Source organism: Neobacillus muris, from assembly GCF_943193175.1.
GTDB classification, from domain to species: domain Bacteria; phylum Bacillota; class Bacilli; order Bacillales; family Cytobacillaceae; genus Neobacillus; species Neobacillus muris.
Genome location: NZ_CALPDF010000001.1, coordinates 134,814 through 148,014, shown reverse-complemented (window position 1 = coordinate 148,014; position 13,201 = coordinate 134,814). Strand labels below are relative to the sequence as shown.

The following is a 13,201-nucleotide window of genomic DNA, read 5'->3' as shown; positions in this document are numbered from 1 at the left end:
GCGGATTGTTTGACGATTTCCCCGAATGGGTGTAAAAAATTCATATCCTTCCGTTTTGTGGAAGGGGAATTTAGCAGCAGAAAGGAAGAGATTACATGCCTTCTTTATTGGAGCCATTTGAATACAAAGGATTAAGTTTAAAAAATCGGATTGTCATGCCTCCAATGTGCCAGTATTCGGTCCAAGCAAAGGACGGGAAGCCAAATGATTGGCATTTTACGCATTATACAAGCCGTGCAGCTGGCGGTGCCGGCCTCATCATCATGGAGATGACCGATGTCGAACCTGATGGACGAATTACCGATTATGATCTAGGGTTGTGGTCTGATGAACACATTCCTGCTTTTAAAAGAATCATTGAGGTATGCCAAAGCTATGGAGCTAAGGTGGGAATTCAGATTGCCCATGCCGGAAGAAAAGCGGAAGATGCGGACCAGCCTGTTTCCTCATCGGCAATCCGTTTTTCTGAACAATACAAACAGCCTCGGGAATTAACAACCGATGAAGTGAAAGCCATGGTTGGCAAGTTTGAAGCGGCCTTCGAGCGGGCGATCAAGGCTGGGGTGGATACGATCGAGATCCATGGTGCCCACGGTTACCTGATTCACCAGTTCCAATCACCATTAACCAATAAACGTTCGGACGTTTACGGTGAGGATAAAGCCCGCTTTGGTGTCGAGATTATCCAGGCAGCAAGGCGCGTCATGCCGGAATCAATGCCATTAATGATGAGAATTTCTGCCACTGAGTATACCGAAGGCGGTTATGGGATTGATTATGCCATTGACCTGGCAAAACGCTACCATGAAGCCGGAGTTGACATAATTCATGTTTCGTCAGGCGGAGAAGGGACATCGGGTCCAGCATCAGCGGGTCCAGCATATCAGCTCGATTTGGCACAAGCCATTAAAGCTGCCTTGAATATCCCTGTGATTGCAGTCGGCAGAATGGAGGACCCGAAATTAGCGGATGAGGCTGTCCGTGAGGGGAAAGCAGATTTGGTTGCTGTTGGCCGAGGCATGCTCCGCAGTCCTTATTGGGCTAGTGAAGCTTCGATTGCGTTAGGAGGAAAGCCGCTGACTCCCCGTCCGGTAGCTCCTGCCTATAGCATTCGATAATTTGGATTTTTGATCATATCATGCTCCAATGAAAAAAAGGAGAATGGTAAGTGAGGAAAACCCACATAGGTTAATGAAAAAGAGCTAATCTGATTAGCTCTTTTTTATGTTTATTGAAACGTAACCTCTACGCTATATCCCAGATTCTTGAAAAAATCCTGCAAAGTAACGCGGGCATTGGTTTCTGCCGTTTTCAGCAGCCCTGAATTAATCGCTTCCTCTTCAACCCGCTGTTTCGCGAGGTCCGCGAGCTCGAAGCCTTCGTCCCATGACACATCACTGCGGAAGATTCCTTCTTCTGAAAAGGTTTGAATGTTTTTCAAGTCGAGAGACGGCTCCTGGATAATCGCCGCATGCGGCAGCTTCATCGTAATGGTTTTGGTTTTGTCATCGATGGTGATGTCCTTTTTAGTAAGATGCTCTAGATCAACACCTGCCGTGACGTCTGCCGGAACAACCAAAAATAGGGTACGCTTTGATCCAGGAAAATTAAAGGAAATCTCTTTTCCGAATAGTTCATTATCTTCTTTGGATATAATCGTTTTGATATGGCCTTGTGCTGTGGCTAATTTGGACAGCTTCTTGACGCTTTCCACTGCAGAACCGTTTTTCAACGTTTCTGCCTTTTGGGAATAGAATTGCCAAGTAAATATAGCCGCAAGGGCAAGTATAACCCCAAAGATCAACCCCATAAGCCAAGGTTTGGCTGAAAATGATCTATTAAAATGAGTTAGTCTAGGCTGCACGGCAATGGTTGAAGCTGACTCTTTCTGGGGTTGCTTCAATTGGTTAATAATATAATCCAAATCACCTTTGGACAACTTTGTGTCTTTCTCCATGATGTTTCCCCCTTAAGGAGTTTCCTACGACTATTATACTAGATTTCTACAAATTTAGTCGTTTCCAAAATGAGGGAGAAACGCAATGGCGGTTTTGGCTATCGGTCCTAAGATTTATGACTGCATCGTTTGATTTAATCATTTAATCCCTTTCCATTGAGAATTTGCGGCATATATTTTTCAACCCTTGACTCCCGGGTCTTGGGTTGTTTGGCTTGAGAAAAATAATGGATATATGCTTTTTGCCGTCCCGGCGTCAATGCTTCAAAGGCCATTTTCAAAGCAGGGATCTCATCCAACTTCCTTTGAAATTCTTCAGGAATGACGTATTCGTCCTTCGTTTTAAAATTCACTTTCAGTCCAGCTTTTTCCACTTTAATGGCTGCAAGAATATAGGCCTTCAAGACGGGTTCCAGTTCCATGATTTCCTGAACATGGGTGAACCGAATCTGGCGCGCCGCTTGGACATTCTCCGTCTGCTGGATGAGAATTCCATTAGGATCCTGCAATAAGGCACCTTTGTGAAACAGGAGTGCACAATATTCTTTAAATCCATGTATTAAAACCACGTTTTTATTTTTAAACGTGTAACATGGATGCATCCACTTAAACTCTTCGGTCAGCCCGCAGTCAAGGACGATATTTCTCAACTTCTCATATTCTTCCTGCCACTTTTTTGCTTTCATTAAAAATGCATCCACCTTAGGATTCAGTCTGCTATTTGCCATCAACGAACACTCCTCATGAATAGTAATCCGATACATGTTAGATTTTATTTGCTTCAGGAGCGTTTATAGTATCCTTCGGTTCTATTGATTTTGATTCTTCTTCATGCTTCACTTCCACTCCTAAGATATCCGTATAAAATGCAATCGATTTGCGTAAATTCGTGACTGGTATTTCTACAGTGGCAATATGAAAAATAAAGTCAGACATCGATATTCTTTCCTCCTATCATTTAATTTATAATGATATTCATCGCTCTTAGTAAAAGTCCTGCTGGGATAGCAGGGAATGTGAATTGTTTTTAATAGAAAAAGGCGCTGTGTCTAAGGGGCGGCCCCTTTTGATACTGCGCCTTTTTTCCTCCTAGAAGTTGCTCGACTGAATAGCTGCTAAAAAAGGATCAGCAAACCATCTTCATTCAAATATCGAATCACTCTTCGAAATAATCTTCATTTACTACAGTAAATTGATCAATCGTTTCTCCATCCGATGTTACAGTGGTGATGGTGAGTTTGTCCTTGTCTACTTTTGCTTGCAGGGATATCGCAATGCTTTCCATATTGACGAAGTCAAATTTTTCATCGGCGACGGCATCATAATGCTTTTTGCCGGTTGTGCCTGATACCACGTAGACGGTTCCATGCGGATCCTCGGCACCCGCTTTAATCTTTTTCGTTCTGCCATAGGAGTGGTCATGCCCCGAGAATACGACATCAATTCCCAGTTCATCCACGACCGGCGGCAGTTTTTCCCTCATGATTTCATTTCCGCCAAACGGATTGGTGTAATAGGGTGGTTTGTGGGTCACAAGGATTTTCCATGGCTTGTCGGAGGACGCCACATCCTGCTTCAGCCATTCGAGCTGCTGGTCGAGCACCTCGGTGCTGTCCGTATAACCGAGCACGCTGATATGCATATTATTGTAATCAACCGAATATGTTCCGCCTTTGTCTGCCTCAGGCCCGTTTTCTGGCGAGTTAAAGATCGACTTGGCGAGGCTGGCATCGGCATCCCCCATGTATTCATGGTTCCCCAGTGCTGCCACAAGGTCGGTTGAGCCGATCTTGCTGTAGCCGCTTAATACGTTCAAGGCGCCATCCCATTGGTTAAACTTAGCGGATTCATCAATTAAATCACCAACATGAATCATGAACGCCAGGTCTTTTTTCTCCAAATTCCCAAGAATTTTTGTGAAGTCACTCAGGTCAGCTGGCGATTGCGTGTCCCCTAATACAGCAAATTCAAAGCTTTGCTTCCGGCCTAAAGTAGTGAACTCCTGCCAGTCGGACCAGTTTTCGCCATCTCCTACACGGTATACATAGGTTGTATTTTGCTGAAGCTTTGTTAATTTCACTTCATTGACCCGGACGATTCCATTTTTCGCTGGATCTTGTTCACCGTCAAATACTTGATTGCTGGATGAGCCCTTGATGGTTTCCAGTGCCTTTTTCCCTTTCTTGCTGTAGTCCTTTTCCCGGGCATATTCGATGATGCTGTTTTCCTTTGCTAACGGGCTCGACATCCAAGTGAATCCTTTTTCTTTATAAGGGTCGCCAGTTGGAGTCGAGATGATATTCTTGATTTCTGTCTTTTCTGCAAGCGGCGGGTAGGTCTGGGTGTTCACTTTAAAGGAATATTTCCCGTCCTTCACGGCATATAGGGAAATTTTCTTCACTTCATCGGTGATTTCATCGACCTTAAGCGTGCCGTTGACATCTGTTTTTCCCAATGAAATGGCACTCTTGCTGCCTTCGATGACGGCATAAATTTCAGCGTCAGCAACCGGCTGATCTGCTATATCCTTCACCTTCATCACAGCCGGCTTCCCAATTAAGATCGGTTCAGCTGTTAGTGTAAAGGCGCCGATGACATCAGCACTGCCCGGAACCATGGAATAGGTCGAAACAAAGTTTGTCTCTTTCGGTGATGTATAGTGGAGGCTGCCTTCCAGCATCTCATAGGCTACCTTGCTGCCCTCTTGGGCGGATGCCGGGATACGTATCTGAATCGTTGCTGCCTCCGCCTCCGCTGCTGTTTCACCGCTATTTGCCAGATTCAGTGTGAGAATTCCCGCCGCGTCATCATAGCTGTAACTGCTTGTATGAAATCCGTTTGAAAAAGTTACCCCTTCAACCGGGTAGTTTTTATCCACTTGGATTTTCATCACCGAACCTGAAATCTCAGCGGGGCTGGAAGCTTTTACGACAAGCTCAAATACGTCTCCCAGCAAGGCGTGCTCTTGTTTTTTGACTACTTCCATCTTGGCTGAGCCAGTGTTTACGGAAAAATAAACGGTTTTGATGGCTTGGTTTCCGAATTTATCCGGTACGATAAAGGTGACTTGATGGGTTCCGTCGGCCCATTTGTAACCTGTTAATGAAACCGATCCATCCATGTCATAGGAGAAGTGGCCAGGTGCTTGGGAATAGTCTTTGCCATCAACCAGTACTCTAATTTTTTCCCAATCAATTCCTGTCTTGAAGGGATCGTTCTCGTATTCATTCACGGTTGCTTTCAAATTGACAGTATTGGTCGTGAAGGCTTGTCCGTCAACGTTAATTGATTGAATTTCCGGCGGATTTAGGTCATCGACTTTTTCACCATAAACGGCACGGATATTATCGATATAAATGGTGCCCTTTGACATCGGTCCGGTGATGCCTGATTTGGTCGACATGAGCCGGATCGTTTGTGTCCCCGATAATTTGAACGGGCCAGTGAACGAAGACGGTATTTCTGCCTCGATGTATTTCCATCCGGTCCAATTGACTCCGGGAGTTTCGTTTGTGAGATTAACCGTCTGCGTTTTGCCGTTGCCGTCGACAAGGTTCATCCGCAGCCAGTAGCCTTGTGCTTCCGGTGTGGCATACACCCACATCCCAATGCCTGTAGGATTATCCGGAATGGAGATGTTTGAGCCAGGTCCTGCATAAGCGCCAAGGGTGGTCCCTGTTTGGGCGTTGGTCAAATCAAAATCAAATTGTAACGACTGGCTGCCAAATCTTACTGGTCCCGGGTAGGCGGACAAACCAAGCGAGGCTTTTTCCCCGCGGCCGACCACGGTGGATTTCCAGCCGCCAAGCCCGTTTTCAAAATCAAACAGTACCTCCGGCAGCTTACCGACCGAGACTTTGATTTGGGCTTGCAGGTTTGTATTTTTCAAGCTGGCTGTAATGGTGCCTGATACCGTTTTGTCTCCTGTATGCAGTATACCGGAATCATCGATCGTTCCCATGCCCTCAGGGATGTCAAACTCAAGATCTTGTAAGTTCCAATTCACTTCTCGTTTTTGATAGTTCATGATTAGGCTCAAATCCATTTCACTGTTTTTCGCTGCCGTAAGCTCTGATGCGGTAAAGTACATCTCATCGGGCTGCGCGATTTCGATGATACTTTTTCCTGCCTCATTGCCCTGATTTTTCAGGATAACCTCGAACTGGCCTGTTTTTCCGCTGGAGACAAAGGTTCCATTCGCGTCAATCGTGCCATAGGCAGGATCAGAAACTTCCCAATTTAAACCGGAGGATGGCAATGACGCAGAGGCCATTGATTTGTCTCTGCCTTTGGCCGTGAAGTTTATGGCAGATCCTGGAGTGAACGATTGATCATATGGTTCAATATGTGCCGAGGCAAAAACATGGTCGGAAGGCTCTTTTGAGACAATCAGCCAGGTATTCGACACGCTTCTTTCCGAACGGTCAGATGGGGAGTTATCGACCTCCAGCTGGTCTCCGCCCAGCTCACGGGTGGTGAAGGTGGAGGACCCGCCGCCATCCAGATTCAGCGCTGTGACCGCGCCCAAATCCATCATCAATTGGGCTAAATCCGGCATCGAGATTCCGGCTGAATAGGGCTCCTGCCTTCCATCAATGACGGCAAAAAAGACATCGCCATCGGCTTTAATACCAACTGCTGTCCGCGGCTCCCGATCGGCACCGGTTTGCGGAGTTTGATAGATTTGGCCGTTTTTTACAAGAATGGCATTGCCGCCAAGCGCTTCTTGCAGCTGATCCTTCATTCCCTCATAGAGGGCTCCGTCGCCAATTACAGCCTCGCCCGATTTAGTAATCCCGAAAAACTTCTCGGATGGCGTGTATTGGGCTTTCACGGCTTGTCCATCCTTGTAAACAATCCCGTTCGGTTCGCCTGTTGCCATATTATAGAAGTCCGCGTTCACTGCCGCGACAACTTTATGATTCTCGCTGTCTGCTGCAGCGGCTTGCTGCCTGACGGGCTGCAGTCCAAAGGCTGTTCCATCATTCGGTGTACCGGCTTCGATGGCTGCACTCGGATTATGTACATCCACATCAACTACGAAACTCTCAATCTTCTTTCCATCTTTCCCCTCAAAACTATAGTGTTTTTCCACGACTCCTGGAGCAAGATCTGTCCGGTACTCATTAATCGGCGTCTGGACAATGGGCGAGTTTAAATCAAAGCTCCCTAAAGCCGACGTCAAGCTCGGCGAAATGATACTGCCCACGAGCGCCATCGACAGCGTCACCGGCAAAAATCGCCTCTTCCAACCTTTCCTCATACAGCACCTCCGAAAATTTGAGTGACAAACACAAAAAACGACATTAAATTCATACTATTGCAAAAATATGTAGCTATTATTTATTTTATGTTAATAGTTGTTGGGATTAAATGGGAATAAGTACCTAGATGAAATAAACAGGAATATTCACTTTTCCTCTTGCCCTAGAGCGCGCTCCATACTTTAAGCTACGGATATAAGTTTTTAAACATATATCAAATGGAGGGAAACGCGATGATGAATGATCGATTTGAAAGAGGAGTTGAAAAGTTATCCGAGGTGGACGGGAAAGTAGGCGGGGAAGTGGTTGCACCATTGGGGGACCTGGGTCGATATATCGTAGAATTCGCATTTGGGGATATTTATTCAAGGGATGGATTAAGCTTGAGGGAAAGAGAGATTGCTACTGTTGCCATGCTCACCGTATTGGGGCATTGTGCGCCGCAACTAAAGGTTCATCTAACGGCGGCCTTGAATGTAGGAATTACAAAAGAGGAGCTTGAAGAAATTATTATTCAAACAGTGCCTTATTCCGGTTTTCCAACAGCCATTAATGCCTATCATTTGTTAAAGGAAATCATCAATAATTAATGAAGGGTGATCAGAAGGAGAAAATTAAACTGCAGCAACTTTATGGTATAATAAAAATATGGAAAAATTTTTCAGTATCCAACAAATATCGGAAATAACTAATCTATCTGTTCATGCTCTGCGTTACTATGAAAAAATCGGGCTGCTTACTGGGATATTCCGGAATAGAAGTGGTTATCGGCAATATTCAGAGAAGGATCTTTCTTGGATCCATTTTTTAATCCGTTTACGGGACACAGGCATGCCCATTTCTGACATGAAAAGGTTCTCGGATTTACGAAGTCAGGGAGAGACTACTATCCAAGCGCGCCGCGAATTGTTAGAGGAGCACGAAAGAAATGTTTTGGCTCTAATAGCAGGGCTTCAGCAGAACCTAAATAAAATTGAAGAAAAAATCACTTATTATCGAGAAATGGAGGAACAAAATCATTAATTCTTTATTTGGTCAAAAAAGGGTTTATATCATTAACACCCTGCTGCAACGCCCTCGAAATTGAACTAGACGAATTCAAAAAAGAATTCAAGCTAACCTTTTAACGCGTTAATAGGGCGGGGGACTGTCCCCGCCCTATTAGTGAAGATGAATTGCTGTAGATAACCATGTTCTGCTTCATTTTGAATCGTTTTTAAACCCGATAAACCCGCGTCTCATATGGCTGCAAAGCCAGCTCATCCGCCGTATCAGGGCCTTCAATTTCGTAGTTTTGCAGCAAAAGATTCATAAGCTTTAAAGGAATCCCTGTGAATACTGCCGGATTAGCCGAAAGATTGGCGATGACAACAACTTTTTCCTTACCCATTGTCCGGGTATAAGCATAAATCTGCGGGTCTTCTTCCAGCAGCAACCCATAGGTGCCAAAAGTAAATACTTCATAGGTCTTCCTTAACCAAATCAAATTTTTATAAAAATGTAAAATCGAATTCGGATCCTGCAGCTGTGCTTCCACATTGATTTTCCGGTAATTGGGGTTTACCCCCAGCCATGGCGATCCTGTTGTAAATCCTGCATTTTCTTCAGCTGACCACTGCATCGGCGTACGAGAATTATCGCGGCCAGCTGCCCAAATCATCTCCATGATTTCTTCATGCGGAACACCCTCAGCCCGTTTCAGCCGATACATATTTTTGGCGGAAACATCATTGTATTCCTCAATCGACTCGAACTGGACATTGGTCATGCCGATTTCCTGTCCCTGATAAATAAACGGCGTGCCCTGCATCAAGAAGTACATCGCGGCGAACGCTGTGGCACTTTCACGCCAGTACTCCTTGTCATTGCCCCATGTGGAAACAATTCGGGCTTTGTCGTGGTTCTCGATGAACAGGGCATTCCAGCCCTTGTTTTCCAGTGCCTTTTGCCAGCGGGTCAGAACATCCTTTAATTCGACAATATCAAGCTCCTGCTTCTTTTCCGCATCCCATAGCGCAAGATGTTCAAATTGGAAGACCATATTGAACTTGCCCTTGTCTTCGCTGACCCAAAGCTCGAGATCCTCAGCATCATCAGCCGACACCCCGTTCGCTTCACCGACCGTCATAATGTCATGCTTGGAAAACGTTTCTTCCTTTAACTCCTGAAGGAAGGTGTGGATTCCCTCGACATTCATCATTTTTTTAAAGCAAGGGACATAGGGCAGGCCCTTTGGGTTCGGCATATCCTTGAGTCCCGGTTCTTTCTTGATATGGCTGATGGCATCCACACGGAAGCCGTCAATTCCTTTGTCGAGCCACCAATTGACCATGTCATAGAGAGCCATCCGGACCTGGCGATTTTCCCAATTGAGGTCAGGCTGTTTTTTTGAAAAAAGATGCAGATAATATTGATTCGTTTCCTCATCATATTCCCATGCCGGACCGCCAAAAATACTTTCCCAGTTATTCGGTTCTTTGCCATCCTTGCCGTCACGCCAGATATACCAATCGCGCTTAGGACTATCCTTTGCTGAACGGGACTCGATAAACCAAGGGTGCTCATCACTCGTATGATTGATGACCAAATCAAGAATCAGCTTCATGCCTCGGTGGTGGATCTCGGCCAACAAGCGGTCAAAATCGTCCATGGTCCCAAATTCCGCCATGATTTCCTGATAGCTGCTAATATCATAGCCATTGTCATCATTGGGCGATTGGTACATCGGGCAGACCCAAATGACATCGATCCCTAAATCCTTTAGATAATCCAGCTTCGAAATGATTCCTAAGATATCCCCAATTCCATCTCCATTGGCATCCATAAAACTGCGGGGATAGATTTGATAAGCAACGCTTTTTTTCCACCACTGCTTTTGATTTTCCATTCAATGACCCCCTGGGTAGTAGACTTCATCACTATACCATATTTTGGATGGCGATTTCGGGTCCTTTGTGTCAGCGATTGAGCACTTTTAGGCATAGCTGCAGAACAAAGAGATCGTCGGGATTGGATAGAGATCTTTGTGTCAGCGTTTCAATTTTCTGGATCCGGTAAAGCAAGGATTGACGCTGGAGCGACAGGGCTCTGGCTGTTTGGCTGACATTCCGGTTGCAGTTAATGAAGCAGGTCAGGGTTTGGATCAAATCCAGGCTGTGATTTTGGCTGTACGCTAAGAGCGGTTCCATGGTGGCCTGCATCAGTTCATTCATGGCGCCATCCTGAGCCATTTGTGAGATGACCCGATAGATGACGGTGTGGGAGTACATGCTCCGATGTCCAGGGCCCTTTTGTCTCAGGCCGATTTTTAAAGCGGCCTTGGCAAGCTCATATGCTGTCGGGAATAGCGAAAGATCGGCAGCCGTGTCGTTAATCCCCCAAGAAAGAATAGGGAATTCGGCAGCATGCAACTCCTTATCGAGCCGATCCATATACAAGCCGATGTCTGGCAGGCCATCATCTTCCGCCTTTAAAAAGACCACCAAATATTCCTCATCCATCGTACAAAAATGCTTCAAATGGAGTTTCATGGCGCAGACAGCGGCTATATCTTCGATGTAATGGTTATTGGCAAGCCATTTTCCCTCACGGCCATCCGCCTCCGGGAAAGCAGTCAGGCAGACATACGCCTCTGCTTTCATCATGCCATATTGGGATGCTTGGACCTGGATTTTTTCTAAGTCCTGCCAGTCTCCCTTTATCAACATCTTCAAAAACTCTGCCTTCCTGCGCTTTTCCTTTTCCAAAAAAACAACATCTTTTTTGAACCATAAATTAAGGCCTAGCACCGTTTGCTCCAAAATGGCAGCAGGAATAGGCTGCTGGGAAACATCGGATGTCTCGAGGACAAGGACAGCAGGCTCCTGGTTAAAAATACGAAAGGGAAATAGCTGGACCAAGGTATCGCGGTCCGTCCGATGGTAAGAGGGCTCGCTCTGATTGGCGAATTGGTATAGCCATTCGGCATCCTGCTCCTGGGCAGTGTAAATAGCCCTTTTTTGAAGCAGCCAGATACGGGCATTGAAGGTCTCAGCCATGACTTTTAGTGTATCTGCGATATCACGTCCACTAAGGTATAGCTGAAGAATCTGTTTTTGAAGCTGCTCATATGTTTGCCAGCTTGCCTGTTCCCAGTCATGAATCCCTCTCATGACGAATTCAATCATATCTGAAAAACGCAGCTCCCACGGCAGCTCAATTAGCGGGAAGTCATGAAGGCGGGCAAATTCCAGAACTTTAGCGGGGATTTGCTGCACATGTCTTCCAACCGCAATCGCCAAGGCGGCTGCCCCCGATTCCATGATGTCTTTGACAAATGATAGAAATAACTCCTCATCCTCCTGACACCCCATTGCTGTCGATAAGACAAATTCATTCCTTCTGACAAATTGCTCCACGGGAATTTCGATGACGGAGATCGACCCGACAGGCTGGGTAAGAATAACCGCTTGTCCGGATAAAATGTTGATCTTATTCATGAGCGGATGGGATAGGATTTCGCGGATGGTATAACTCATCATAAGGCCCCCTAAATTGAGTAAATGCAGCTATTCAAAAAAATATGTAAGTAAACCTGACAAGCAAGTGACGATGAACCGTGAGAGGCAAAGGAATTTGAAAAAATGACAAAAAATTTGGTCGTATTTTCTTACAATCTGGTTGATAGATTTTAATTTTATGACTATTTAGAATATAAGATATATTTTATCACAAATGGTGTCAGATAAAATACGAGAAGGATTCTGGTTACTAAATTCTTAGAGCAACAGGGGGAGATGTGATGGTGGAAGGAAAGGCAGCAATCGGCACAAAGGCAGTGTGGGCAGGAGAAAAAGAGGTCCTTGTTCATCATTCGACACAAGTGCCGGTCATGGTCGGCGTTGCGTATACCTATGAGGATGTCGATGAGTGGTACGAGGTAGCAATAGGAAAAAGGCCGGGACATATTTACGGCAGGAACACCAATCCAACGGTGCAGGCCTTCGAGGATAAGGTAAAAGGACTGGAAGGAGCGGAGGCGGCAACTAGCTTTTCAACTGGGATGGCAGCAATCAGCAATTCTTTGTACACGTTTTTGCGCCCGGGTGATCGGGTGGTCTCGATCAAGGATACATATGGCGGGACCAATAAAATTTTTACTGAATTTCTCCCGCAAATCAATGTGGAGACCACATTGGTGGCAACAGGCGATCATGATGCAATGGAACAGGAAATTGCCAAAGGCTGCAAGATTGTCTACTTGGAAACACCCACGAATCCGACGATTAAAATTACTGATATTGAACGGATGGTACAAGCGGCTAGAGCTGTCGGAGCGATTGTGATGGTTGATAATACGTTCGCAACACCGATCAACCAGCATCCAATCAGTCTAGGGGCAGATTTGGTTGTGCATAGTGCCACAAAATTTCTTGGCGGGCATGCGGATGCGCTTGGCGGCGTCGTTTGCGGAAGGAAGGAGCTGGTTGAACAGGTTTACCATTACCGTGAAATCAATGGGGCCTCGCTTGACCCCTGGTCGGCTTATTTACTGCTAAGAGGGATGAAAACATTGAAGCTTCGTGTGAAGCAGCAGGAAAAAAGCGCTATGGCGATTGCGGAATTCCTGCAGACGGAGGAGCTGGTGGAGTCGGTCTTTTATCCGGGATTAGCAGCCCATCCTCACCATGATATTGCCAAGAAGCAAATGGATGGATTTGGCGGGATGCTCAGCTTTTCCCTCAAAGGCGGAATGGAGGCGGCGAAGATTTTGCTGCCAGCACTTCAATATGCTCATCGGGCTGCGAATCTCGGGGCTGTGGAAACCACCTATGGCCCGGCAAGGACAACCAGTCATGTGGAGTGTACGGCGGAGGAGCGAAAAGCGATGGGAATCCCGGATGGCTTAATTCGAATTTCGGCCGGCATTGAAGACACCGAAGACCTTGTAGAAGATTTAAAGCAGGCATTCGATGTCCTAAGCTAAACAGCTGGACTTGTT

Annotated in this window: 10 protein-coding genes; 4 read left to right on the top strand and 6 right to left on the bottom strand. The window is 45.9% G+C overall.

Features of this window, described 5'->3' with window-relative positions:
* The first annotated feature begins 95 nt into the window (after window positions 1–95).
* Window positions 96–1,118 carry an NADH:flavin oxidoreductase/NADH oxidase gene (locus tag NFS43_RS00650; protein WP_251548793.1) on the top strand — a complete coding sequence of 341 codons (1,023 nt, stop codon included), beginning with the start codon at window positions 96–98 and terminating at the stop codon, window positions 1,116–1,118.
* A 110-nt stretch (window positions 1,119–1,228) separates the two neighbouring features.
* Here the strand turns inward: NFS43_RS00650 and NFS43_RS00645 are convergent, their stop codons facing one another.
* From NFS43_RS00645 to NFS43_RS00630, 4 genes are all read right to left on the bottom strand, one after another.
* Window positions 1,229–1,957: a DUF4230 domain-containing protein gene (locus tag NFS43_RS00645; protein WP_251548792.1), complete on the bottom strand. Its 729-nt coding sequence runs from the start codon at window positions 1,955–1,957 to the stop codon at window positions 1,229–1,231.
* A 134-nt stretch (window positions 1,958–2,091) separates the two neighbouring features.
* On the bottom strand, window positions 2,092–2,685 hold the full coding sequence (locus NFS43_RS00640; RefSeq protein ID WP_251548790.1) for a YdeI/OmpD-associated family protein: 594 nt from the start codon (window positions 2,683–2,685) through the stop codon (window positions 2,092–2,094).
* A 37-nt stretch (window positions 2,686–2,722) separates the two neighbouring features.
* On the bottom strand, window positions 2,723–2,893 hold the full coding sequence (locus NFS43_RS00635; protein ID WP_251548788.1) for a VOC family protein: 171 nt from the start codon (window positions 2,891–2,893) through the stop codon (window positions 2,723–2,725).
* A 220-nt stretch (window positions 2,894–3,113) separates the two neighbouring features.
* Window positions 3,114–7,220 carry a phosphodiester glycosidase family protein gene (locus tag NFS43_RS00630; protein WP_251548787.1) on the bottom strand — a complete coding sequence of 1,369 codons (4,107 nt, stop codon included), beginning with the start codon at window positions 7,218–7,220 and terminating at the stop codon, window positions 3,114–3,116.
* 234 nt (window positions 7,221–7,454) lie between these two features.
* Here NFS43_RS00630 and NFS43_RS00625 point away from each other — a divergent pair, with 234 nt between their 5' ends.
* Both NFS43_RS00625 and NFS43_RS00620 read left to right on the top strand, forming a co-directional pair.
* On the top strand, window positions 7,455–7,811 hold the full coding sequence (locus NFS43_RS00625; RefSeq protein WP_251548786.1) for a carboxymuconolactone decarboxylase family protein: 357 nt from the start codon (window positions 7,455–7,457) through the stop codon (window positions 7,809–7,811).
* Window positions 7,812–7,869: 58 nt separating this feature from the next.
* Complete coding sequence (locus NFS43_RS00620; RefSeq protein ID WP_251548785.1) at window positions 7,870–8,244, top strand: MerR family transcriptional regulator; 375 nt, start codon at window positions 7,870–7,872, stop codon at window positions 8,242–8,244.
* A gap of 193 nt (window positions 8,245–8,437) precedes the next feature.
* On the opposite strand, the gene NFS43_RS00615 is transcribed toward NFS43_RS00620, so the two are convergent.
* Complete coding sequence (locus NFS43_RS00615; protein WP_251548784.1) at window positions 8,438–10,108, bottom strand: glycoside hydrolase family 13 protein; 1,671 nt, start codon at window positions 10,106–10,108, stop codon at window positions 8,438–8,440.
* 70 nt (window positions 10,109–10,178) lie between these two features.
* Window positions 10,179–11,738: a PucR family transcriptional regulator gene (locus NFS43_RS00610; RefSeq protein ID WP_251548783.1), complete on the bottom strand. Its 1,560-nt coding sequence runs from the start codon at window positions 11,736–11,738 to the stop codon at window positions 10,179–10,181.
* Window positions 11,739–12,001: 263 nt separating this feature from the next.
* On the opposite strand from NFS43_RS00610, the gene NFS43_RS00605 reads away from it, so the two are divergent.
* Window positions 12,002–13,186, top strand: a complete 1,185-nt coding sequence (locus NFS43_RS00605) for a cystathionine gamma-synthase family protein (RefSeq protein WP_251548782.1) — start codon at window positions 12,002–12,004, stop codon at window positions 13,184–13,186.
* Window positions 13,187–13,201: the final 15 nt, after the last annotated feature.

What these genes read in the sequence shown, in the direction of transcription:
- NFS43_RS00610 (WP_251548783.1), bottom strand. Translation starts at nt 11,738, where the DNA reads ATGAGTTATACCATCCGCGAAATCCTATCCCATCCGCTCATGAATAAG.
- NFS43_RS00650 (WP_251548793.1), top strand. Translation starts at nt 96, where the DNA reads ATGCCTTCTTTATTGGAGCCATTTGAATACAAAGGATTAAGTTTAAAA.
- NFS43_RS00620 (WP_251548785.1), top strand. Translation starts at nt 7,870, where the DNA reads ATGGAAAAATTTTTCAGTATCCAACAAATATCGGAAATAACTAATCTA.
- NFS43_RS00625 (WP_251548786.1), top strand. Translation starts at nt 7,455, where the DNA reads ATGATGAATGATCGATTTGAAAGAGGAGTTGAAAAGTTATCCGAGGTG.
- NFS43_RS00645 (WP_251548792.1), bottom strand. Translation starts at nt 1,957, where the DNA reads ATGGAGAAAGACACAAAGTTGTCCAAAGGTGATTTGGATTATATTATT.
- NFS43_RS00635 (WP_251548788.1), bottom strand. Translation starts at nt 2,893, where the DNA reads ATGTCTGACTTTATTTTTCATATTGCCACTGTAGAAATACCAGTCACG.
- NFS43_RS00640 (WP_251548790.1), bottom strand. Translation starts at nt 2,685, where the DNA reads ATGGCAAATAGCAGACTGAATCCTAAGGTGGATGCATTTTTAATGAAA.
- NFS43_RS00605 (WP_251548782.1), top strand. Translation starts at nt 12,002, where the DNA reads ATGGTGGAAGGAAAGGCAGCAATCGGCACAAAGGCAGTGTGGGCAGGA.
- NFS43_RS00615 (WP_251548784.1), bottom strand. Translation starts at nt 10,108, where the DNA reads ATGGAAAATCAAAAGCAGTGGTGGAAAAAAAGCGTTGCTTATCAAATC.
- NFS43_RS00630 (WP_251548787.1), bottom strand. Translation starts at nt 7,220, where the DNA reads ATGAGGAAAGGTTGGAAGAGGCGATTTTTGCCGGTGACGCTGTCGATG.